Source organism: Kribbella solani, assembly GCF_014205295.1.
Taxonomy (GTDB): Bacteria; Actinomycetota; Actinomycetes; order Propionibacteriales; family Kribbellaceae; genus Kribbella; species Kribbella solani.
The window spans coordinates 1,784,054-1,806,269 of the sequence record NZ_JACHNF010000001.1; the positions used below are offsets into that span (position 1 = coordinate 1,784,054).

Annotated in this window: 19 protein-coding genes and 1 pseudogene; 13 read left to right on the forward strand and 7 right to left on the reverse strand. The window is 68.6% G+C overall.

Features of this window, described 5'->3' with window-relative positions:
• Positions 1-16 precede the first annotated feature (16 nt).
• Genes HDA44_RS07885 through HDA44_RS07905 form a run of 5 tightly spaced genes read left to right on the forward strand, consistent with a single transcriptional unit; the run spans position 17 to position 6,337 of the window.
• Positions 17-2,464 carry a DNA gyrase/topoisomerase IV subunit A gene (locus HDA44_RS07885; RefSeq protein WP_184832561.1) on the forward strand — a complete coding sequence of 816 codons (2,448 nt, stop codon included), beginning with the start codon at positions 17-19 and terminating at the stop codon, positions 2,462-2,464.
• Between the two features lie 4 nt (positions 2,465-2,468).
• Positions 2,469-3,182, forward strand: a complete 714-nt coding sequence (locus tag HDA44_RS07890; protein WP_184832563.1) for an LppX_LprAFG lipoprotein — start codon at positions 2,469-2,471, stop codon at positions 3,180-3,182.
• Entirely contained in the window at positions 3,179-4,855 is a 1,677-nt protein-coding gene (locus tag HDA44_RS07895; RefSeq protein ID WP_184832564.1) for an MFS transporter, read from the forward strand. Before HDA44_RS07890 ends, HDA44_RS07895 begins: the two co-directional genes overlap by 4 nt.
• 43 nt (positions 4,856-4,898) lie before the next feature.
• On the forward strand, positions 4,899-5,843 hold the full coding sequence (locus tag HDA44_RS07900) for a sucrase ferredoxin (RefSeq protein WP_337905718.1): 945 nt from the start codon (positions 4,899-4,901) through the stop codon (positions 5,841-5,843).
• On the forward strand, positions 5,840-6,337 hold the full coding sequence (locus tag HDA44_RS07905) for a beta-class carbonic anhydrase (protein ID WP_184832566.1): 498 nt from the start codon (positions 5,840-5,842) through the stop codon (positions 6,335-6,337). The genes HDA44_RS07900 and HDA44_RS07905 overlap by 4 nt, the downstream gene beginning before the upstream one ends.
• On the opposite strand, the gene HDA44_RS38445 is transcribed toward HDA44_RS07905, so the two are convergent.
• Positions 6,321-7,217: a TetR/AcrR family transcriptional regulator C-terminal domain-containing protein gene (locus HDA44_RS38445; protein WP_184832568.1), complete on the reverse strand. Its 897-nt coding sequence runs from the start codon at positions 7,215-7,217 to the stop codon at positions 6,321-6,323. The two genes, HDA44_RS07905 and HDA44_RS38445, sit on opposite strands and share 17 nt — an antisense overlap.
• Before the next feature lie 93 nt (positions 7,218-7,310).
• Here HDA44_RS38445 and HDA44_RS07915 point away from each other — a divergent pair, with 93 nt between their 5' ends.
• A complete protein-coding gene (locus HDA44_RS07915) occupies positions 7,311-7,883 on the forward strand; it encodes a GNAT family N-acetyltransferase (RefSeq protein ID WP_184832570.1) in 573 nt (190 codons plus the stop codon).
• The gene (locus tag HDA44_RS07920) at positions 7,880-8,734 is read left to right on the forward strand and encodes an alpha/beta fold hydrolase (protein WP_184832572.1); all 855 of its coding nucleotides are present in this window, start codon (positions 7,880-7,882) and stop codon (positions 8,732-8,734) included. Before HDA44_RS07915 ends, HDA44_RS07920 begins: the two co-directional genes overlap by 4 nt.
• 99 nt (positions 8,735-8,833) lie before the next feature.
• On the opposite strand, the gene HDA44_RS07925 is transcribed toward HDA44_RS07920, so the two are convergent.
• Both HDA44_RS07925 and HDA44_RS07930 read right to left on the reverse strand, forming a co-directional pair.
• A complete protein-coding gene (locus HDA44_RS07925; protein WP_184832574.1) occupies positions 8,834-9,451 on the reverse strand; it encodes an HAD family hydrolase in 618 nt (205 codons plus the stop codon).
• Between the two features lie 45 nt (positions 9,452-9,496).
• Positions 9,497-11,581 (reverse strand): DNA gyrase/topoisomerase IV subunit B, encoded by a 2,085-nt coding sequence (locus tag HDA44_RS07930; protein WP_184832576.1) that lies wholly within the window; start codon positions 11,579-11,581, stop codon positions 9,497-9,499.
• Positions 11,582-11,972: 391 nt separating this feature from the next.
• Between HDA44_RS07930 and HDA44_RS07935 the strand changes: the two genes are divergently transcribed.
• The gene (locus HDA44_RS07935; protein WP_184832578.1) at positions 11,973-12,203 is read left to right on the forward strand and encodes a DUF7455 domain-containing protein; all 231 of its coding nucleotides are present in this window, start codon (positions 11,973-11,975) and stop codon (positions 12,201-12,203) included.
• Positions 12,204-12,298: 95 nt separating this feature from the next.
• Here the strand turns inward: HDA44_RS07935 and HDA44_RS07940 are convergent, their stop codons facing one another.
• Positions 12,299-13,783: an aminotransferase class I/II-fold pyridoxal phosphate-dependent enzyme gene (locus HDA44_RS07940; RefSeq protein ID WP_184832580.1), complete on the reverse strand. Its 1,485-nt coding sequence runs from the start codon at positions 13,781-13,783 to the stop codon at positions 12,299-12,301.
• Between the two features lie 89 nt (positions 13,784-13,872).
• Here HDA44_RS07940 and HDA44_RS07945 point away from each other — a divergent pair, with 89 nt between their 5' ends.
• Entirely contained in the window at positions 13,873-14,499 is a 627-nt protein-coding gene (locus HDA44_RS07945) for a LysE family translocator (protein ID WP_184832582.1), read from the forward strand.
• Here the strand turns inward: HDA44_RS07945 and HDA44_RS07950 are convergent, their stop codons facing one another.
• Complete coding sequence (locus tag HDA44_RS07950; protein WP_184832584.1) at positions 14,500-16,473, reverse strand: amylo-alpha-1,6-glucosidase; 1,974 nt, start codon at positions 16,471-16,473, stop codon at positions 14,500-14,502.
• 41 nt (positions 16,474-16,514) lie between these two features.
• On the opposite strand from HDA44_RS07950, the gene HDA44_RS07955 reads away from it, so the two are divergent.
• The 4 genes from HDA44_RS07955 to HDA44_RS07970 all read left to right on the forward strand — a co-directional run bounded on the left by HDA44_RS07955 (position 16,515) and on the right by HDA44_RS07970 (position 19,908).
• The gene (locus tag HDA44_RS07955; protein WP_184832586.1) at positions 16,515-17,000 is read left to right on the forward strand and encodes a DUF456 family protein; all 486 of its coding nucleotides are present in this window, start codon (positions 16,515-16,517) and stop codon (positions 16,998-17,000) included.
• 62 nt (positions 17,001-17,062) lie between these two features.
• On the forward strand, positions 17,063-17,578 hold the full coding sequence (locus tag HDA44_RS07960) for a hypothetical protein (protein ID WP_184832588.1): 516 nt from the start codon (positions 17,063-17,065) through the stop codon (positions 17,576-17,578).
• A 111-nt stretch (positions 17,579-17,689) separates the two neighbouring features.
• On the forward strand, positions 17,690-18,391 hold the full coding sequence (locus HDA44_RS07965; RefSeq protein WP_184832590.1) for a response regulator transcription factor: 702 nt from the start codon (positions 17,690-17,692) through the stop codon (positions 18,389-18,391).
• Entirely contained in the window at positions 18,391-19,908 is a 1,518-nt protein-coding gene (locus HDA44_RS07970; RefSeq protein WP_184832592.1) for a sensor histidine kinase, read from the forward strand. The genes HDA44_RS07965 and HDA44_RS07970 overlap by 1 nt, the downstream gene beginning before the upstream one ends.
• Before the next feature lie 4 nt (positions 19,909-19,912).
• Here the strand turns inward: HDA44_RS07970 and HDA44_RS07975 are convergent.
• Positions 19,913-20,451: pseudogene (locus HDA44_RS07975) on the reverse strand (polyphosphate kinase 2 family protein); the annotation flags it as partial.
• A 38-nt stretch (positions 20,452-20,489) separates the two neighbouring features.
• The gene (locus tag HDA44_RS07980) at positions 20,490-21,827 is read right to left on the reverse strand and encodes an MFS transporter (RefSeq protein WP_202887263.1); all 1,338 of its coding nucleotides are present in this window, start codon (positions 21,825-21,827) and stop codon (positions 20,490-20,492) included.
• Positions 21,828-22,216 lie beyond the last annotated feature (389 nt).

The window sequence follows — 22,216 nt, forward strand, 5'->3', positions numbered from 1 at the left end:
GAGTGCGTAGACCCGCATGGCACGCCGTACCAGTACCGCCGAACCCGAGGACTTCGAGGAGCGCATCCTCGACATCGACGTCTCCGACGAGATGCGTACCAGCTACCTGGAGTACGCGTACTCGGTGATCTACGCGCGGGCGCTGCCGGACGCGCGGGACGGGCTGAAACCGGTCCAGCGGCGGATCCTGTTCTCGATGGCGGAGAACAACATCCGCCCGGACCGCGCGCACGTGAAGTGCGCCCGCGTCGTCGGTGAGGTGATGGGTAAGTACCACCCGCACGGCGACGGCGCGATCTACGACGCCCTGGTCCGGACCGGCCAGACCTGGTCGATGCGGGTGCCGCTGATCGACCCGCACGGCAACTTCGGCTCGCTCGACGACGGCCCGGCCGCGATGCGGTACACCGAGTGCCGGATGGCGCCGTCCGCGCTCGCGATGACCAACGGCCTGGACGAGAACGTCGTCGACTTCCGGCCGAACTACGACGGCCAGGAAGAAGAACCGTCGGTACTGCCGGCCGCCTTCCCGAACCTGCTGGTCAACGGCGCGGCCGGGATCGCGGTCGGGATGGCCACCAGCATGGCCCCGCACAACCTGGTCGAGGTGATCCAGGCGCTCCGGCACCTGATCAAGTCGCCGGACGCCGACCTGGACGACCTGATGCGGTTCGTGCCCGGGCCGGACCTGCCGACCGGCGGCAAGATCGTCGGCCTGGACGGCATCAAGGACGCGTACGCGACCGGCCGGGGCAGCTTCAAGATGCGCGCCACCGCCCGGATCGAGAACGTCACCCCGCGCCGCAAGGGCATCGTGGTCACCGAGCTGCCGTACTCGGTCGGCCCGGAGAAGGTGATCGAGAAGATCAAGACGCTGGTCCAGAGCAAGAAGCTGCAGGGCATCGCCGATGTCAAGGACCTGACCGACCGGACCCACGGCACCCAGCTGGTGATCGAGGTCAAGAACGGTTTCGTCCCGGAAGCGCTGCTCGAACAGCTGTACAAGCTGACCCCGCTCGAGGACTCGTTCCACGTCAACAACGTCTGCCTGGTCGAGGGACAGCCGCGGACGCTCGGTCTGAAGCCGCTGCTCGAGGTCTACCTCCAGCACCGGTACGACGTGGTGAAGCGGCGCAGCGAGTTCCGGCGGCAGAAGGCCCAGGACCGGCTGCACATCGTCGAGGGCATGCTGATCGCCATCCTCGACATCGACGAGGTCATCCAGGTGATCCGGAGCAGCGACGACACCGCCGCCGCGCGGGCCCGGCTGATCGAGATCTACGACCTGTCCGAGATCCAGGCGAACTACATCCTGGACATGCCGCTGCGCCGGCTGACCAAGTTCTCCAAGCTCGAGCTGGAGACCGAGAAGGGTGAGCTGGAGCGCGAGATCGAGGCCCTGACCGCGATCATCGAGAACACCGACCTGCTCCGCAAGACGGTCTCCGACGAGCTCGCCGAGGTCGCGAAGACCTACGGCACGCCGCGCCGGACCGTACTGCTGGAGTCGTCCGGCGCGACCAAGACCGCGGCCGTTCCGCTCGAGGTCAGCGACGACCCGTGCTGGATCCTGATGAGCTCGACCGGGCTGCTCGCGCGGACCAACGGCGTCGAGCCGTTCGGGCCGAGCGACGCGCGGGCCAAGCACGACGCGATCGTGTCCGCGATCAAGAGCACCGCCCGCGGCCAGTACGGGGTGGTCACCAGCGCCGGCCGGTTGATCCGGCTCGAGTCGCTCGACCTTCCGGCCGTACCGACAACCGCCAGCGCGCCGAACCTGCAGGGTGGCGCGCCGATCGCCGAGTTCGTGTCACTCGAGCCGGGTGAGCGCGCGCTGGCGCTGACCACGATGGACCCCGAGTCGGTCGGGGTCGCGCTGGGTACGGCGGGCGGCGTGGTGAAGCGGGTCGTGCCGGATCACCTGTCCAACCGCGACTCGTGGGAGATCATCGGCCTGAAGGACGGCGACGAGGTGGTCGGCGCGGTCGAGCTGACGACGGGCGAGGAGGAGTTGTGCTTCATCACGTCCGACGCGCAGCTCCTGCACTTCCCGGCATCCGCCGTACGCCCGCAGGGCCGGACCGCCGGCGGGATGGCCGGCGTCCGGTTGAGCAGCGGCGCGAAGGTGGTCTTCTTCGGAGCCGTGGGCGCTGGTCGCGAGGCACACGTCCTCACGATCGCGGGCACGTCCTCGGCACTGCCCGGGACGGAGGTCGGCGCCGTGAAGGTGACCCCGTTCAGCGAGTACCCGGGCAAGGGCCGCGGGACCGGTGGCGTCCGCTGCCAGCGACTGCTCAAGGGCGAGGACGGGCTGCTGCTCGGCTACATCGGCACCGCGCCGCTGAAGGCGAGTGCCAGCAGCGGCGCGCCTGTGGACCTGCCGCCGATCGACCCACGGCGGGACGGTTCCGGCCTCCCGGTCGCGCAGCCGATCGCTGCCTGCGCCGCCGATCTGGCAGGCTGATCCCGTGAAGAGACTGCTCGCGCTCGGCGCGACCGTTGTGCTGGCGTTGACGCTGACGAGCTGCAACGGCAAGAAGGACAGCGGCGGTGGCGGCCAGTCGGGTGGTGGCGACGCCGTCACCCTGCTGACCGAGGCCAAGAAGTCCATCGACGATGCCGCCAGCGTGCACATCGTGCTGACCGGCCGCGACCTGCCGGACAACGCGCAGACGCTCGCCAGCGGTGACGGCGTCGCGACCCACGCGCCGGCCTTCAAGGGCAAGCTGACGGTACGGTCCGGTGGCTCGCCGATCGACGCCGAGGTGGTGGCCGTCGGCAGCAAGGTGTACGCCAAGCTGTCCTTCACGCCGGCCTACATCGAGCTGCCGCCGTCCCAGCTGGACAAGCTGGGTGCGCCCGACCCGGCCCTGCTGCTCGACCCGGCCAAGGGCCTGACCGCGGTGCTGCCTGGTTTGACCGACCCGAAGATCAAGGGCGAGACCCGGCAGGGCTCGAAGGTACTGACCGAGGTCACCGGCACCGTGCAGGGCAAGTCGCTGCAGGGCATCTTCCCGAAGGCACCCGCTGACGGGAAGTTCGACGGCACGTTCAAGATCGACAAGGACGCCAAGCAGCTGGTCGCGGCCACCATCACCGGGCCGTTCTACTCCGGCTCCACGAGCAGCTACGACGTCACTCTGGACAAGTACGGCGAGAAGGTCGAGATCACCAAGCCGTGAGGCAGGCGGTCAGTAGCCCGAGGACCCACCTCACCCTGGCGTCGATCGCGGTCGCCTTCGCCGCGGCCGACACGTACGTCGTCGTGCTCGCGCTGCCGGACATGATGTCCGGCGTCGGACTGTCCGCGGACGAGCTGCAACGGGCCGCGCCGATCATCTCCGGGTTCCTGCTCGGGTACATCGCCGTGCTGCCGCTGATCGGCCGGATCGCGGACGTGGTCGGGCGTACGCCGGTGCTGGTCGGCGCGCTGCTGCTCTTCGCGGCCGGATCACTCGTCACGGCCGGCGCGTACGACCTCTCCCTGGTGGTAACCGGTCGGTTTCTTCAGGGCGTCGGCGGTGGTGGACTGGTCCCGGCGACGCTCGCGCTGGTCGCCGATCTGTGGCCGGCCGAGCGTCGTGGACTGCCGCTGGGTGTCGTCGGCGCGGTGCAGGAACTCGGCTCGGTGCTCGGCCCGCTTCTCGGCGCCGCCGTGCTCGCGGTGGCCGACTGGCGGTACATCTTCTGGCTCAATCTGACCGTCGCGGTCGTCCTCGCCTTGCTGCTTCGCGGCCGAAGATGGCCGCCGCTGTCAGGCGTGGTCGGCGTACTCGCCTGTGTCGCCCTTGGCCTCACGCTGACCGCGCCGCAGCGGCTCGCATCCGGGGTGACGCTCGGCCTGCCATTCGTGCCGTTCACGGGTACCTCGCGGCTGTTGACGCCGATCGGCGTCGTCACGCTCGTACTCGCGCTGGCGTGGCTCGGCCTCGTACTGTGGCGCAGCCGCGGACAGCTCGTCAGCGTACTGGCGCAGGTCGATCTCGTCGGCGCGCTGCTGCTCGCGCTGGCGCTCGCCGGGGTCGTGCTGGCCTTCGCGACGGCTGATCCCGAGAAGCACCTGATGTCGCCGGCCGGACCGTGGCTGCTGGTCGCGGCCGCTGTCTTCGCGGTCGCGTTCGGGCTGTGGCAGCGGCGTACGAAGGCCGCGATCGTGCCGCGTGGTCTGCTCGGCGCACGTCCGGCCTGGGGATCGTTGGTGGTCAGTTTTCTGATCGGTTGCGCGTTGATCGCGGCACTGGTCGACGTACCCGTCTTCGCGCGGACCACCCAAGGCGGCGGGCAGTTGGCGGCCGCGCTGGTGCTCGTACGGTTCCTGATCGCGCTGCCGGTCGGTGCGGTCGTCGGCGGCTGGCTGACCCGCCGGTACGGGCTGGGGCTGATCACGGGCGCCGGGTTGGGGTTGTCCGGCGGGATGTTCACGGTGATGGCGTACTGGAGTGGTTCGGCGCTCGATCACTGGCCCGCCACCGTCGTACTGCTCGCCTGTGGTTTCGGGTTCGGGCTGGCGCTCTCGCCGGTGAACACCGCGATGCTCGGCGCGACGCCCGCGGGCAGCCACGGGCTGGTGAGCGCGCTGGTCGTGGTCGCGCGGATGGTCGGCATGCTGGTCGGGGTCTCCGCGCTGACCGCGATCGGGCTGCGGCGGTACTACGCGATCGCCGACCACATCAAGTCACCGAACGAACTGTGCCCGGACTCCCCCGGCACTTGCCGACCGTTCGTGGACGCGCTCCGCGACGCCGCCGTTTCACAAGTTCACGCGATCTTCGCCGGGGCCGCCGTCTGCGCGTTCCTCGCCGCCGCGCTGGCCGTACTGCTGCTGGGCCGGCGTGTTGTTGTGCACACATCCTGATCACCATGAGGGACTCGCGTCTCACCTCGCGTACGGTGATGCTGTGCCCTCAGCAGTGACCGACGCTCCCGGCCGGCCAGGCCTGTGCTCGACGTTCTGTCGCGTGCTGGGTGAGCCGCTGGCCGGCACCGCGGTCATGGCCGCCGGATGGGTGGTCGTCGAGCAGCCTGGGCCGTGGGGCGCGAAGGCGCCGACGCAGAGTCACCTCGATCCGGTGTTCGGCGGGGCGTACGACGAGAAGTGCAAGAAGGCCGACGTACGGTTCGGGCTGATCCGCTCCCCTGGCCGGCACGCGGACGCGGTCGAACAGGCACACCAGGTTTTCGTCGCCTCGACCCGGCCCGGGCGTACCTGGCTGCTCGGCGGCCGGATCGCGGACCCGTCGGAGCTGACCGACCTTGATCTCGCCGCGGTGGCCCGAGGCAATCGTACGGCCGCGCTCGCGTCACTGCCCGCGCTACGGCCACTGGACGAGCCGATCGTGCTGGTGTGTACGAACGGCAAGCGTGACGGCTGCTGCGCCCTGCTCGGCCGGCCGTTGGTGTCAGGGCTCGCGGAGCGGGCACCGGGGCGCGTGTGGGAAGCCAATCACCTCGGCGGACACCGCTTCGCGCCGACCGCCACGTACCTGCCGGCCGGCACCATGCACGGGCACCTCACCGTCGGCACGGCGGTCGAGGCGCTCACCGCGGCCGGCCGCGGCGAAACGATCCTGACCGGGCTGCGCGGACGGTCCACCTGGACCAAGCACGGTCAGGCCGCGGAGGTTGCCGTCCGCGAGCTCATCGGCGAGCTCGCGCTCGACGCCTTGACCGTCACCGACGAGGGTCCGGAACTCGTCACCGTACGGCACGCCGACGGCCGGTCCTGGACCGTGCCGGTCACCAGTGCGCCCGCTGATCCACCCCGTCCGGACTCGTGTGGAAAGGAACCGTTCGCGATGTCGATCCTGCAAACCGGTACCCCAGTCCCAGGTGGCGTCCGATGAGCGGCGGGTTCGACGACCTGCTCGCCTCGAACGCCGAGTACGTCGCCGACTTCCACTACGGCGGGTTCGACGGGATCGCCCACGCCGGCATCGGCCTGGTCACCTGTATGGACTCCCGGATCCCGCCGCTGGAGATGCTCGGCCTGAAACCCGGCGACGCCAAGGTGCTCCGCTCGGCCGGCGGCCGGGTCACCGAGATCACCCTGACCGGCCTCGTCCTCGGTGTCCAGCTGCTCGGCGTCCGCCGGATCATGATCATCCCGCACACCCGCTGCGCGATGGCCGCGATGTCCGAGGACGAACTCCGCGCCAAGGTCGAACTCGCCGCCGGAAAACCAGCCGGCTACCTCCCGATCTCGGTCATCCCCGACCAGCTCGAGGCGCTCCGCCGGGACGTCGCCGCGGTCCGCGAACACCCGCTCATCGGCGACGAGATCCTGGTCGGCGGCTTCATGTACGACGTCGACAACGGAAGGCTCACCCAGATCGACTGACCAGCACCTCGACTCCATCGAGGTGCCTGGCGAGGCTGTACTCGAACAGCTCGCTCAGGTCGGCAACGGCGTCGCCGGGGACCGCGGCCAGCAGCGGGAAGCGGCCGTCCGCGAGTAGTGCATCGGCGCGTCGTTGCTTGTCCAGCCACCACCGGTCGAGGCTGACGCCGGTCTCCTGCTCAGCCTCGACCTCATCGGCCATCGCCCGCGCCGCCGCGATCACCAAACCGTGCAGGCTCAGCGCTTCCCGTACACAGACCTCGGTCGGCAGGCCCAGGCCGTCGATGGCGCGCAGGGTCCACTCGGTCTGGGCGGTCAGGTTCGGTACGAGCAACGGGCGGGTGAACGAAACCGTTGCCGCCAGCCACAAATGCCGGCGGCAGAGCTCCCATTGCCGGCGAGCGATCAGCTCAAGCTTCGGCCGCCAGCCGGCCGGTCCCGGGTCGGGGAGCTCGTACTCGCCGAACACCGCGTCGACCATCTCGGTCAGCAGCTCGTCCTTGCTCTGGACGTGGCGGTAGAGCGACATCGTCCCGACACCGAGCTCAACCGCCACCCGCCGCATCGAGACCGCCTGCACCCCTTCCCCATCCGCCACCAGAACCGCCGCCCGCAACACCTGCCCCTTGGTCAGCACCGCCCGTCCTTCTCGACGTGCCGGCGGACGGCGAGGTGCTGCGACGACCGTGCCCGAACCAACCTTGGATTCGACCAGGCCGGCATCGCGGAGCGCGGCGATCACCTTGGTAGCCGTAGCGATCGCGATCCCCCAGCGCCGCGAGATCTCCCGCACCGACGGCACCCGCTCCCCCGGGCGCAACTCCCCGCTCAGGATCAACATCCGCACTTCCCGCGCAACCACCTCGTAGGGAGCTTCCACCCTGCAAGTGTACTAGTTCACTCTACCGGAGCGTGGAGCACTTACTCGCTTGTACACAAGCGTTTTCGGGTGGCGCATGAGTACGTTGTACGCATGATCCACCGCGCCACGCCAGCCGAGTACGAGACAGTTGTCAACGTACTGAGCGACGCCTTCGCCACCGACCCACTCACCCGTTGGCTCTTCCCCCACACCATCGAGCTCGCAACGACGTTCTACTTCCACCCGCTCCTGGCTCACCCCGACGCCGAAGCCGACCTCACACCCGGCAACACGGCCGCCTCGATCTGGCTCCACCTCACTCGCGGTCAATCCGCGTACGGCGAGCCGTCCACGCAGCCCGTACCCACTGCTGCCCACCGACTGCAGGCACTCGGCCAGGCACTCGCACCAAGACATCCACGCGACCAGGCGTACATCTATCTGCCTTGTATGGGCGTCACCTCCGCCCACCGCGGGGGCGGCCTCGGATCAGCCATGCTCCGGCACCGGATCGCCTGGGCCGACTCGCTCGGGCTCGGCACCTACCTGGAGGCCAGCTCACCTCGCAGCCGCGCGCTCTACCTCCGCCACGGCTTCCACGACCACGGCGAACCGATCCGCGTCGCCGACAGCCCAGCCATCTGGCCGATGTGGCGGCCCACGACAACAGGAGACCACCGATGACCAACCAACCGACCTTCGTCTTCGTCCACGGCACCCACTCGTCCTCAAGCAGCTGGACGGACCTCGTCAACGAACTCACTCTCCGCGGCCACCGCTGCGTCACCGTCGACCTCCCCGGCCACGGCACGAACGGCTACTTCCCGCCCGCGTACCAGGCGCCGCAGGACTTGCACGCCCTCGCCACCGAACCGTCTCCACTCGCGAGCCTCACGCTCGATGACTACGTCGAGCACACGATCGGCGTCGTACGCCGAGCGCACGAACACGGCCCGGTCATCCTCGTCGGTGCAAGTCAGGGCGGCGTCACGGTCAGCCGCGTCGGCAACGCCGTACCGGAACTGCTGCAGCGCGTCGTGTACGTGTCGGCGTACTGCTGCGTCGACCTGCCGAGCATGGCCGCGTACTTCGCCACCCCGGAGAACCGCGAGAGCCTCGTCGACCAGGTCACCAAGGCACTCGCGGGCGATCCGGCGGTACTGGGCGTGGCGCGGGTGAACTGGCGTACCGCCGACCCCGACGTGATCGCCGGCATCAAGGAATGCCTGGCCGCCGACTTCACCGACGAGGCGATGCACAACCTCCTCAACCACTTCCAGCCCGACGAGCCCGCCGCCATCCCCCAAACGGACGCCCGCGGCGAGGCCACCACCTGGGGCCGCATCCCCCGCACCTACATCCGCTTCACCAACGACCGACTGATCCCGCCCGCCCTCCAAACCCGCTTCATCGCCGAAGCCGACCGCCTGACCCCCGACAACCCCACCGACGTCCATGACGTACCAGCCCCACACGCCGGCCCGATGAACCACCCCGCGGTGATCACTATTCTGACCAACCTCCAGCCAAGGTGAACAGAATCCTGACCAAACGCCACGTTCACCGCTCATAACCACCCACGCAAATGTCGACTCTTCGACTTTTGCGCGACGGTCGAGTGATCAGGATTCTGATCAGCGGATCAGCGGGAACGCCTCGAGGATCGAGGGGACGTGGTGGTCGGCCGGTGGCTCGGGGTGGTGGCTGCCGACCTGGATGGTTTTCAGGCCGGCGGCCTGGCCGCCTGCGGTGTCGTAGGCCGGGTGGTCGCCGACCATCCAGCCGCCGCCGAGGGTGGCGCCGGCACCTTGGGCGGCGACGGCGAAGATGCGGGGGTCGGGTTTGCGGACGCCGACGGCCTCGGAGATGCAGCAGTAATCGACCACGTCGGCGATACCGGTTTGGGTCAGCTTGCCCGTCTGCTGGATGACCGTGCCGTTGGTGACGACCGCCAGACGCCAGCCGGCTGAGCGCAGTGCGGCCAGCCCGGTCAGTACCGCGTCGTCTGCCCAGGTGAACGTCGGGTGGTCGCGGTGGTAGTCGTCCACCGAGATCGCGGCGCCGAAACGCTGCTCGAAGTCCGCGAACAGCTCGGCGCGCGGCCGGTACCCGCCGTTGTCGTGGGCAACCAACCAGTCAGCCGCGTCCGTGCCGAAGCCGGCGCGGTTTGTCCACCACCGCGCCCAGCTCCGGAACGCACCGTCGCGGTCGATCAGCGTGTTGTCCAGGTCGAAACACACCAGTCGATCCATCGCCACCCAACCCCTCGCCCAGCAGAACAGGTCAGCGGTCTGAGCTCAGACGTCGATGCGGGTCTCGTCCAGTTCGTACGCGCCCTGCACAATGAATTCCTTGCGTGGCGCGACCTCGTTGCCCATCAGGAGGTCGAAGACCTGAGCGGCTGCTTCGCTGTCGTCGACGGTGATCCGGCGCAGCGTGCGGTGCCGTGGGTCCATCGTGGTTTCGGCCAGCTGATCGGCGTCCATCTCACCAAGACCCTTGTACCGCTGCGGGGGCTCTTTCCAGCGGACGCCCTTCTTCATCAGCTCGGCCGTCTTCCGCTGGTACTCCGCGTCGCTGTACGTGTACAGGTACTTGTCCTGGCCCTTCTTCGGGTTCGTCAGCTCGAACCGGTGCAGCGGCGGCACGGCCGTGTACACCCGCCCGGCCTCGACCAGCGGCCGCATGTACCGGAAGAACAGCGTCGCCAGCAGCGTACGGATGTGTGCGCCGTCCGAGTCCGCGTCGGCCATGAAGATGATCTTGCCGTACCGCGCCTGCTCGAGGTCGAACGTGCGGCCGGAACCGGCCCCGACGACCTGGATGATCGACGCGCACTCGACGTTCTTCAGCATGTCGCCGACCGACGCCTTCTGCACGTTCAGGATCTTGCCCCGGATCGGCAGCAGCGCCTGGAACTCCGAGCTCCGGGCCAGCTTGGCCGTACCGAGCGCCGAATCACCCTCGACGATGAACAGCTCGGACCGGTCCACGTCGTTGCTACGGCAGTCGGCCAGCTTGGCCGGCAGCGCCGACGACTCCAGCGCGGTCTTCCGGCGCTGCAACTCCCGGTGCTGCCGGGCGGCCACCCGCGTACGCGACGCGGCCACTACCTTTTCCAGTACGGCCCGGGCCTGCGCTTTGAACTCACGCTTCGTCGAGGTCAGGAATGCTTCGAGCTCGGACTGCACCACCTTCGCCACGATCCGCGACGCGGCCGGCGTGCCGAGCACCTCCTTGGTCTGCCCGTCGAACTGCGGCTCGGCCAGCCGCACGGTGACGACCGAGGTCAGGCCTTCGAGGACGTCGTCCTTGATCACTTCCTCGCCGCTCTTCAGCAGCCGGGTGCCGTCCAGCGCGCTCGTGAAACTCTTCGACAGCGCGCGCTCGAACCCGGCGACATGCGTGCCGCCCTTCGGCGTCGCGACGATGTTCACGAACGACCGCAGCTCGGTCTCGTACCCGTCGCCCCAGCGGACCGCGATGTCGACCTCGAGGTCGCGCTCGACGTCGGTCGGCGTCATGTGACCGGCGTCGTCCAGCATCGGCACGGTCTCGGTGAAGTGACCGGTCCCGGCCAGCCGGATCACGTCGGTGACCTTCTGGTCGGTGGCGAGGAACTCGCAGAACTCGCTGATGCCGCCGTCGTGCTTGAAGTGTTCCTCGGTCGGCTCCTCGCCGCGCTCGTCCCGGATCACCAGCTCGAGACCGGGCACCAGGAACGACGTCTGCCGCGCCCGGGTGACCAGCTCGTCGTAGTTGAAGGTGGCGTCCTTGGTGAAGATCTGCCGATCCGCCCAGTACCGGATCCGGGTCCCCGTCATGCCCTTCTTGGCCCGGCCGGCCTTGCGCAGGCCCTTGGCCGGCGCGAACGAAGCGTTCGCCCCGTCGCCGTCGAACTCACCGGCGACACCGCGCCGGAACGAAGTGGTCCAGACCGTTCCGCCGCGATCCACCTCGACATCGAGCCGCGCGGACAGCGCGTTCACCACTGAGGCACCGACGCCGTGCAGACCGCCGGAGGCGTTGTACGAACCGCCGCCGAACTTTCCGCCGGCGTGCAGCTTGGTGAAGACCACCTCGACACCGGTCAGCTTGGTCTTCGGCTCGACGTCGACCGGAATGCCACGGGCCCGGTCCCGTACCTCGACCGAACCGTCCTGGTGCAGCACCACGTCGATCCGCTCGCCGTGCCCGGCCAGCGCCTCGTCCACGGCGTTGTCGATGATCTCCCACAGGCAATGCATCAGACCGCGGCTGTCGGTGGACCCGATGTACATGCCGGGCCGCTTCCGGACCGCCTCGAGTCCTTCGAGGACGAGCAGGTTGCGGGCGTTGTAGGTCGGGTCGAGCTCGGTACTGCGAGGCGTCGGGGCGGCCACTTGGCTCCTTCACTGGTTCACGCACTGACCTGCACAGCCTATGCGGCCGCACCCCCAAAAACGCGCAGGCGGGTCCGGTGGCCACATGCGGCCGGGTACCGGACATACATGTCGCGACAGATATCGATCCGGACTCATTTCCGAGTGGCGTCCGACACTCCGGAACCGAGCAGACGGTGACCGAAAGATGGCGCACAGTGAGAGATGAAGCACTTCGCCACCGTGGCTCAGCAGAATTCCGCCTCCGGACGAAACGATTCCCTGTCAGCAAACGTCATAGGGAGACAGGTGGTTCGTCTCACATACGGACACGTTGTCCCCACCGGGAAGCGATCCGCATGTCAGGATGTTGCTATCTGGTGAGTACGGAACTAGATGAGATGAGGCCTCAATGACTACAGCACTCGCCCCGAGTTCGGCCCTGTCGGCCGCGGATCGTTGTGACCGCTGCGGTGCGCAGGCCTACGTCCGCGTCACTCTGACCAGTGGTGGGGAGCTGCTCTTCTGCGCCCACCACGGCCGGGAGCACTCGGAGAAGCTGCGCGACATCGCGATCACGATCCACGACGAGACCGGGCGGCTCGAAGCCACTCCGGCAGTAGCCGCGGAAGACGAGCGGTAACAGCACAGGTTGTCCTAAACGCGCCGACGGCGGCGCCAAAGTCATACAGGCTTCGATGGCGGTCACCTGGTCCAGGTGACCGCCATCCTTCTGTGTCAGACAACCGGCACGTCCGGACCGGGCCCGTGCCGCCGCAGCTCCTGCCACGCTCGCGCCAGCCGGCTGACCGCGTCGTCGAGCACTTGCTCGGAGTAGGCGAACGGAACCCTCAGGTAGTCGTCGTGGTTCCCCGACGGATCCATCGCCTGCCCTGCCACCACCTCGACGCCGTGCCGCAACGCGACCTGGGCGAACACCCGCGCGTCGGTACCGGGCAGGCGAATCCACAACGCCGACCCACCGGTCGGCGCGGTCCACTCCCATTCGGGTAGTCGCTCTGTCAGCAACTCTCCCATCAGCTTCTTCCGCGCCGTCGCCAGCCGCGCCCGTCGCGCGGTCAACTCGGTCAGCCGCGGCAAGAGCCGAGCCGTCAGGGCCTGATCGATCACCGGGCTGCCGAGATCGGCCAGCGCCTTGTGCCGCGCGAGTCGTTCGGCGAGCGGGCGCGACGCCCGGATCCACCCGATCCGCAATCCACCCCAAACCGCCTTCGACACCGACCCGATGGTCAGCACCTCCGCGTCATCCGGCGCGTACGCGGCAAGTGGTGGCGGGATCTCCGGCCCGGCCGGATCCCAGGCCGAGTACGCGTTGTCCTCGACCAGTACGACGCCGTGCCGCGCCGCGAGCTCGGCCACCTGGCGGCGGCGGTTCGCCGACATGAGCTGCCCGGTCGGGTTGTGGAACGTCGGCATCACGAAAGCCATCGCCGGCTGATGCTCCGCGAACGCGGCCGCCAGCAGATCGGGGCGTACGCCGGCATCGTCCAGCGGTACGCCGACCACCCGGCCGCCGGCCGCACCGAACAGGTCGAAACACCCAGGCCAACTGGGCTGCTCGATCACGACCGCGGCGCCGTTGCGCAGGTACATCTGCGTCACCAACGCGATCGCCTGATGCGCGCCGGTGGTCACCACGATCTCGTCCGATGCCGTCGGCAGGCCCGATTCGGTGAAGTGTTCCGCGATCCGCTCGCGCAGCACCGGGAGGCCGCGCGGGTGATAGCCGACGTCGCCGAGCAGCACCGGCAGGTCGGTCGATGCCAGCTCGGACAGCTCCGACGAAAGCTCGGGCAGCCCAGGATCGACGGCGTACGTGAGGGAGATGACCTCCCCCGGACCGACCGTGATGCGATGGAAGAGTGATTCCGCGTACCCCGTGGTCATCCGCGTGTCGGCACGGGAACGCCCGCGACCGGCGGCGCGCGCGACCGTCGTACCGCTGCCCCGGCGGCTTTCGACGAGACCGCGGGCGCGCAGTTCGTCGTACGCCGAGACGACCGTCGAACGGCTGATCGCCAATGACTCGGCCAGCCGTCGCTCGGCGGGGAGGCGGGCGCCGACCGGCAGCTCGGCCGAACCGATCAGCGCGGCGATCTCGTCGGCCAGCCGCCGGTACAGGCCACCGCCCCGCCCGGTCAGCCGGTGGCCGATCAGGTCAGCCAGCGTGGCCGGGTCGAAACTGTCCCCAGAACGGTCCACTTCTCCTCGAATTGGCTCGGGTGGACTGGTTGTCGCCTGGCCAGACTAATGCCTGTCAGCAGTCCAGTTCACAAAGGAGACAGCAGCGGATGGGGATCGGACAGGTGCTGGGATTCGCCGGCGCGACGGCGGTGGTGGCCGGAGTGCCCGGCCCGAACAACCTCTACATCTCGCTCCGGAGCCTGACCCAGGGACGGCGGGCGGGCGTCGTGTCCGCGTTCGCGATCGAGACCGCCTCGCTCGTGTACATCGTGGTCGCCGCGTTCGGTCTCGCCACGCTGGTGAAGGCTTCGCCGGCGCTGTTCACGACGATCACGGTCATCGGCGCGCTCTACCTTGCGTATCTCGGCGTGAAGATGCTGCGGGCGCCGGTCGCGGAGCAGTCCACCGGTCTGCAGGCCGCGCCGCTCGGCCGGGTGTTCCGGGACGGTGTCGTGGTGAATCTGCTGAATCCGAAGGCGATGCTGTTCTTCCTCGCGTTTCTCCCGCAGTTCACCACGCGCGGCGCCGGGCCCGATCAGCTCCGTACCGAGCTGCTGCTCCTCGGTGTCGGCGCCGCGACGATCGGTCTCGTCTTCGACCTCTGCTACGCCGTCGGCGCCGACGCGATCGGCCGCCGCCTCGGAGCAGCCCGGACCGCAACCCGCCGACGCAACCTGGTAGTCGCCGCGATCTACCTCGGGCTGTCCGCGTTCGCCCTAGTCAGCGCACTTTGATCAGTGTGCTTTGGTGACGGTGGTCTTGCCGTTGGCGGATCGTACTGACAGGAGGTCGGGTCCGACGTGCAGGCCGGTCAGTTCGAGTGTCCGCCACGGGGTGGACTCCCCCGGCGTGACCGTCAACGTCCCGCCGGGCACGTCCGGTTCAAGGCCGAGCGACGCGACCAGCACGGCAACGGCCGACGCGGCGGCCCAAGCCTGCGGACGGCACGACAGTGGATACGGCGTCGGCGTACGCTCCGCGCTCACGCCCCGCCCGCCGTACAGCTCAGGCAGCCGGTACTCGAACGCTTCCGCCGCCCGAACCAGCCCTTCGGCGTACGCAGACGCAACCTCGAACTGCCCCGCCGCGTACAAACCCTGCACCGTCATCGCGGTGTCATGCGGCCAGACGCTGCCGGTGTGATAGCCGAGCGGGTTGAACCGGGTCATTGCCGTCGACAACGTTCGGAGACCGAAGCCGCTGTTCAGATCCGCGCCCGCGAGTACGTCGGCGACGGTCTGCTCCTCGTCCGCGTCCAGCAAACCGGTGCCGAGCAGATGACCCATGTTCGAAGCTCGCCCAGGGACCGGGTTCTTCGCGCCGTCGAGCGCGATCGCGGGATACCCGTCCACCCAGAACGCGGCGCGGAACCGTTCCTGCAGAGCAGCAGCCCATTCACGCCACTCGTCGCCGGACTCCCCGTACGCCTCAAGCAGTTCAGCACCCTTGATCGCGGCCGCGTACGCGTACCCCTGCACTTCGCACAACGCGATCGGCGCCGTCGCCAGCGTGCCGTCGGGCCATTGCACGGCGTCGACGGAGTCCTTCCAGCCTTGATTGGCCAAGCCGTGACCGGACTCGTCGATGTACTCCAGGAAGCCGTCGCCGTCCGGGTCGGCGTACTCCTTCATCCAGGTCAGCGCACGCTTCAGATTGGGCAGCAGGTCGCCGACCTCGTCAGTCGGCATCCCCCAGCGCCAGGCCTTGTGCAGCGTGGTGATCCACAGCTGGGTGGCGTCGTGCGTGCCGTAGTACACCGCCGGAAGAACCAGGCCGCCGCCGTGGTCGGCGACCTCGGCACGCAGTTCGTGCGGGATCTTGCCCGGTTGCTCGGCCGAGCCGGCGTCGACCTTCGTACCCTGCCGGGCGGCCAGCGCGCGCAGCGTACCGGCGGCGAGACCCGGGTCGACCGGGATCAGCATGCCGGCGGAGATCAACGAGTCGCGACCGAAGAGCGTGAGGTACCACGGCGGGCCGGCGCCCAGGTAGCGATCGTCATCGGCGGCGAGTTGCAGGGCGCGTACGTCGTCCAGCGACCGTTCCAGCCAGCGCTCGACGCGCTTGTCGTCACAGCTGACGGTGACGTCGTACATTGGCCGGTCTGTCGGCGGTTCGATCGAGAAGCCGGTCGTGGACTTCGGGAAGTCGGCGGTGACGTGCAGGGTGAGCGTGTACTCCGCGCCCGGCTCAAGCTGCGGCGTCGCCACGAAACCGGGATCGGCAGTCACGACAACCCGAGTGTCGTCGCTCTCCCAGCGGGTCCGGCTCGGGCCGTCCGGAAGCGGAGCGAGCTGCGGCAAGCTGGTCGCGGCCCCGCTGCGCACCGCCGCCGTACCGGCCAGGTCGGTGCCCAGGGCAACTTCCAGCCGGCACTCGATCCTGGTCCGGGACCGGTTCACGAGCGTGATCCGCTCGGTCATGCCGTCGGATTCGACCGTCCGGGTGCGGTAGAGCATCACGGTCGGGTCGTGCCGGATGTCGCCGAGCCCTTCCACCTGCGCGACGTACTCATGGGTGGCCGCGTCCCGTTCGCCGACATGCACCGGGACCGGTTCGCGCCCGTCCACAGTCACGGCGAGGCGGGACAGTATCCGCCGATCCCGCGCGTACACCCCCTCGGCGCCGGAGCCGGTGAGCTGCCCGGAGCGCGGCGAGAGAACCACCCAGGGGGCAGCGAGCGCGGTAACCAGTTCGTGCAAACGAGACATGTCTTCACCCTAAAGGGCTCCGAATACGGCAGAGTGGCGGTGTGCAGAGCGCGGTGACGGTACTGGCCGGGGTGGCGATCTTCGTTGGCATCATCGGGATCGTGCTGCCGATCCTGCCCGGCGCGATCCTCAGCCTGGCGGCGATCCTGGTCTGGGCGATCGTCGAGCGCAGTACCACCGGGTGGGTCGTGTTCGGCATCGCGCTGGTGCTGATCGGGGCCAGCCAGGTGATCAAGTACGTCGTACCGGAGCGACGGCTCCGCGAAGCCGGCGTACCACGCCGGTCGATGGTGGTCGGCGTGCTGCTCGGGATCGTCGGGTTCTTCGTGATCCCCGTGGTCGGGATGTTCGTCGGATTCCCGGTCGGCGTGTACGTGTCCGAGCTGCAGCGGCTGCGGACGCACTCCGCGGCCTGGACCTCCACCAAGCACGCCCTGCGCGAAACCGGCGTCTCGATGCTGATCGAGCTCTCCGGTACCAGCCTGGCCGCCGCGGTCTGGCTGGTCGCGGTCCTTTTCTTCAGGTGATTGCCAGGCTCTTCTTAGCCGCACCGAAGCTTCGTTTCAGGACCGGCGGGCAGTGTAGTGCTATGAAACTGTCTCAGAAGCAATGGCGCGTGGTCGGGACGATCGCAGCGGTGGCCGCGACGACCACCGCGGGCGGTGTCGCTTGGGCGGCCACCAGCGCAGACCCGACGCCGTCGGCATCGCCCTCGACCCCTGGGCAGCAGCAGAAGCCGGACGGTCCCGGCAAGGGCGGCTTCCGGGGTGAGTTCGGGCTGGGCGGCGCACTGCACGGTGAGTTCGTGGTGCAGAAGGAGGGCGGCGGCTACCAGACCATGGCGATACAGCGTGGTCAGGTGACGGCCGTCAGCAAGGACTCGATCACCGTGAAGAGCAGTGACGGCTACAGTCGTACGTACGCGCTCACCGCGGACACCCTGGTCAACGCGGCCCGGGACGGCATCTCCGACGTGAAGACCGGCAACACCGTCCGGGTGACAGCAGTGGTGACGAACGGTAACGCCACCGCCAGCTCGGTGAACGACGGCACGGTGCGGCAGGCGGCCGGCCAGAAGTGGGGCTTCAAGCACGGACCACGCTGACCACGCTGACCACGCCGACCATGCCGACCGCGCTGGCCGGGGGCAGCGACTCACAGCGGATTGCCAGGAAACGTCCAGGGTTCGCAGGGAATCCGGCTGCACACTGTGAGCATGAGTCCGCACCTACTGGTTGTCGACGACGAGCCGAACATCGTCGAGCTGCTGTCCGCCAGCCTGCGCTTCGCCGGGTACGAAGTGACCACGGCGACGCACGGCGCCGAGGCACTGCGCAAGGCGCGGGACGTGGAGCCTGACCTGGTCGTGCTGGACGTGATGATGCCCGGCCTCGACGGCTTCGAGGTGGTACGCCGCCTGCGTGGTGAAGACCGGCATGTACCAGTGCTGTTCCTGACTGCCCGTGACGCGGTCGAGGACAAGGTGCTCGGTCTGCAAACCGGTGGCGACGACTACGTGACCAAGCCGTTCAGTCTGGACGAGCTGGTCGCCCGAGTACGCGCACTACTCCGCCGGTCCGGTCACCGCGAACAGATCGCGACCGAGGCCGCCGTACTGCGCTACGCGGACCTGGAGCTCAACGAGGACAGCTACGAGGTGTTCAAGGCCGGACAGGCGGTCCAGCTGTCGCTGACTGAGTTCAAGCTGCTGCGGTGCCTGCTGGAGAACGCGGAGCGGGTGATGTCCAAGGGGCAGATCCTCTCCGCGGTCTGGAACTACGACTTCGCCGGTGACGCGGGCGTGGTGGAGTCCTACATGTCGTACCTGCGCCGTAAGGTCGACACCGGCGACCAGAAGCTGCTCCACACCGTCCGCGGGGTCGGCTACGTGCTGCGTACTCCGCGAGGGCCCAACTGATGCAACAGACCCACCGGCGGTTCGCCGACCGGTACCCGCTGCGCGTCACCATCGTCGTCGTACTCCTGGCGCTGGTGGCGATCGCACTCGCCGGGTCCGGCGTACTGGCAACCACCATCATGCGCGGGTACCTGATCGACCGCGTGGATGAGCAGCTGCAGCAGACCGCCGAACCGCTGTCACACATACCACCGGACCGTCGGCCGGCGCCGCCTGGTGCCGGACCGGTTCGCCGTCAGCTGCCGAGTCAGTTCGTTGTGCAGTTCAGTGACTCGGGAGGAGCAAGCGACAACGGGCCGGTCAACTCACGACTCGCGGAGACAGAGCCGCTGCCGAAGCTGCCGGCGCTCAACCTGAATCAGGTACGCCTGCTGGACGGGCACCCGTTCAACGTCGATGCCCAGTCCGGCGGGGCGACCTGGCGAGTGCTGGCGATCCCGACCGAGGACGGCACCGGCTCGGTGATGGTGGCGCAGAGCCTGAAGGACATGGACCACACCATCCAGCGCTTGATCGGCATCCAAGTCGCTGCCGGCGTGATCCTCCTGGTACTGCTGGCCGGCGTCGGCACGTACGTCGTACGCCGGAGTCTGCGCGGCCTGGAAGACGTCGAACACACCGCCGTCGCGATCGCCGGCGGCGACCTGAGCCGGCGCGTACCGCAGCGGGATCCGCGGACCGAGGTCGGGCGCTTGTCGCTGGCACTGAACCAGATGCTCGGACAGATCGAGAACGCGTTCGCGCAACGTACGGCATCCGAGTTCGCTGCACGGAGATCTGAGGAAGTGGCGCTGCGCTCCGAGGAGGCTGCACGTCAGTCCGAAGAGGCCGCGCGACAGTCGGAGGATCGGATGCGGCGGTTCGTGGCGGACGCGTCACATGAGCTGCGTACGCCGCTGACGTCCATTCGTGGGTTCGCGGAGTTGGCGCGGCAGCGTGGTGACCTCACGGATGCTGACACGATGCGCCGGATCGAGGACGAGGCGAAGCGGATGGGCCTACTGGTCGACGACCTGTTACTGCTTGCGCGGCTGGACCAGCAACGCCCGCTGCGAATGGAGTCCGTCGACCTGCTGCCGATCGCCGCCGACGCATTGCACAACGCGCAGGCCGTACAGCCTGATCGGAATCTGTCGCTGACGATCTTGCCTGACTCGCAGGCGCCTGTTGTCCTGGGCGACGAGGCCCGCCTGCGCCAAGTACTCGGCAACCTGGTCAGCAACGCACTCCACTACACGCCGGTGGACGCACCTGTCACGGTCTCGGTCGGTACGCGCGGCAACGAGGCTGTTCTTGAGGTGAGTGACACCGGACCGGGTCTGTCCGATGAACAGAAGGCGCGTGTCTTCGAACGCTTCTACCGGGCCGACACTGCCCGCACCCGCACCACCGGCGGCTCCGGACTCGGCCTGTCCATCGTCGCGGCACTCGTCGCTGCCCACGGCGGTCGGGTCACCACCAGCAACACCGACCCGCACGGCGCCACCTTCACCGTCTATCTCCCCCTGCCCACGTAGCCGCCTACAGCTCGGGGAACTGCCGGGTGGCGGACTCGCCGTGTTCGAGGACCTCGGCTGCCGGACCGAGGATCTTCGGGTCCGGACGGCCGACCAGCTCGACGTCCTTGTCGGTGTAGTCGAACAGGGACAGCACGTGCCGCATCGCCCCCAGCCGGGCGCGCTTCTTGTCGTTGCTCTTGACAACGGTCCAGGGCGAGTGCGCGGTGTCACCGAGAACCACAGCTTGACCAGCAAGATCCCCGACCGGACGAGCATCCGCTCGAACTCCGGTGCCTGCCGCATGAACTCCTCGTACTGCTCCTGGCTGCAGTACCCCATCACGTGCTCCACGCAGGCACGGTTGTACCAGGACCTGTCGAACAGCGTCATCTCACCGGCAGCCGGCAAGTGCGCGACGTACCGCTGGAAGTACCACTGGGTCTGCTCGCGCTCGGTCGGCTTCTCCAGCGCGACGATGCTCGCGCCACGCGGATTCAGGTGCTCCATGAACCGCTTGATCGTCCCGCCCTTGCCGGCCGCGTCACGTCCCTCGAAGACCAAGCTCTTGGACCAGATCAGGCGTACTCATGCTCCAAGAGTCAGCTCCCTTGATGACTGACAGGTGAACTGTCCGGGACCGGCAGCGGTTCGGCCTTCCCTACCACGAACGCGTACGTCAGCGCACCGATCACCGCCACCACCCCGGCCAGCGCGAACGCCGGCAGGTACGAGCCGTGGTAAATGTCGAGCAGCAGCCCGAACACGTACGGGCTGATGATGCCGGCGATGTTCGACGCGAAGTTCTGGATGCCGCCGATCGACGCCACGTGCCGCGAACTCGGCGCCACGTCACCCGGCAGCGACCAGATCCCGGTCGCCGCGATCGCCAGGCTCGCGTACGAGATCGCCAGGAAGAGCAGCGCGACGTACACCGACTTGGCGGGCGCCGCGAAAACGATCGCCGCGCCGCCGAGCAGTCCGCCGACCATCACGGTCTTGCGTACCCGGGTGACGTCCGCGCCGGCCCGGATCCGCCGGTCGGCGACGATGCCCGCGATCCAGCCGCCGGCGATCGCGGTGATGCCGGGCAGCGTGCCGAGGGTGCCGAGCTGGGCGAGGTCGAGCCCGCGGGGGTCCTTCAGGTACGACGGGAACCAGGTCAGGAAGAAGTAGATGACGAAGTTGAGGCAGAAGAAGCCGAGCATCATCCCGCGGATCGTCCGGTACCGGAACAGGTCCCGCCAGCGCACCCGCGCGGCCGCCTCGGAGTCGTTCTCCTCCAGCCGGGCACCGTTGGACGCGATGTACTCCCGCTCCGCCGCGTTCGCGTGCCGGTGCTCGCCCGGGTCGCGGTAGTACCAGTACCAGACCGCGGCGAGCATGATCCCGAGTACGCCCAGGACGACGAACGAGAAGTGCCAGCTCACCAGCGCGATCAGGCCGGTCACCACCGGCAGCGAAAGTACGGTCCCGACCCGCGAGCCGGAGTCGATCACCGCGCTCGCGAACGCGCGCTCGTGCGCCGGGAACCAGCGCGACGCCGCCTTGGTCGCGCTCGGGTACGCCGGCGCCTCCCCCGCGCCGAGCGCGAACCGGAAGGCGAACAGCGACCAGAACCCGCGCGCCAGCGGCGTCAGCGCGGTGACGATGCTCCACCACAACGCGGCGAACGTGAACGCCTTGCGCGACCCGACCTTGTCGGCGAACCAGCCCGCCGCCAGCATCGCGCCGTCGTACGCCCAGAAGAACGCGCCGAGGATCAGGCCCTTCTCGGCGTTACTCAGCTCGAGGTGCAGATCGTCCTGGATGAACGGCAGCGCGACGCTCAGGTTCGCCCGGTCCAGGTAATTCAGGGAGAGACCGACGAACGCGAGCCCTAGGATCAGGTACCGCGTCCGGCTGGCTCCCGGCGGTGCTTTCAGAGGAGTGGCGGTCACTCTGTGCCTCCGATCGATTGCGGATCGTGGCAGGGTAGTTCGGCGGATCGTATCGTGTATACCAACGTCCCAGTGAGTGGAATGAGGCCGGCAATGCGCTTCCTGGGCGTCGATTCCGCGGGGCCGGCCGCGCTAGGCGGGCTCACCAACCGCATCTCCGTCTGCTCGGCCAGGCGCGGCGGCGGACCTGTCGCACGCCAGCAACCACACCCGCGCGGAGTAGCGCGGCGGCCCAGGGCACTCACCAGCCACAGGCTTGGCGCGGTGCGCGGGCGGGCGAGCGGACCTGCGGCACTCACCAACTGGTCGTGGGTGGTGGGCTGGGGTCGGTTCGGCGACTTCGGCGTGGGTTGGTGAGTGGGGGACGTCCGGCGCAGCGTCTCGTTCGG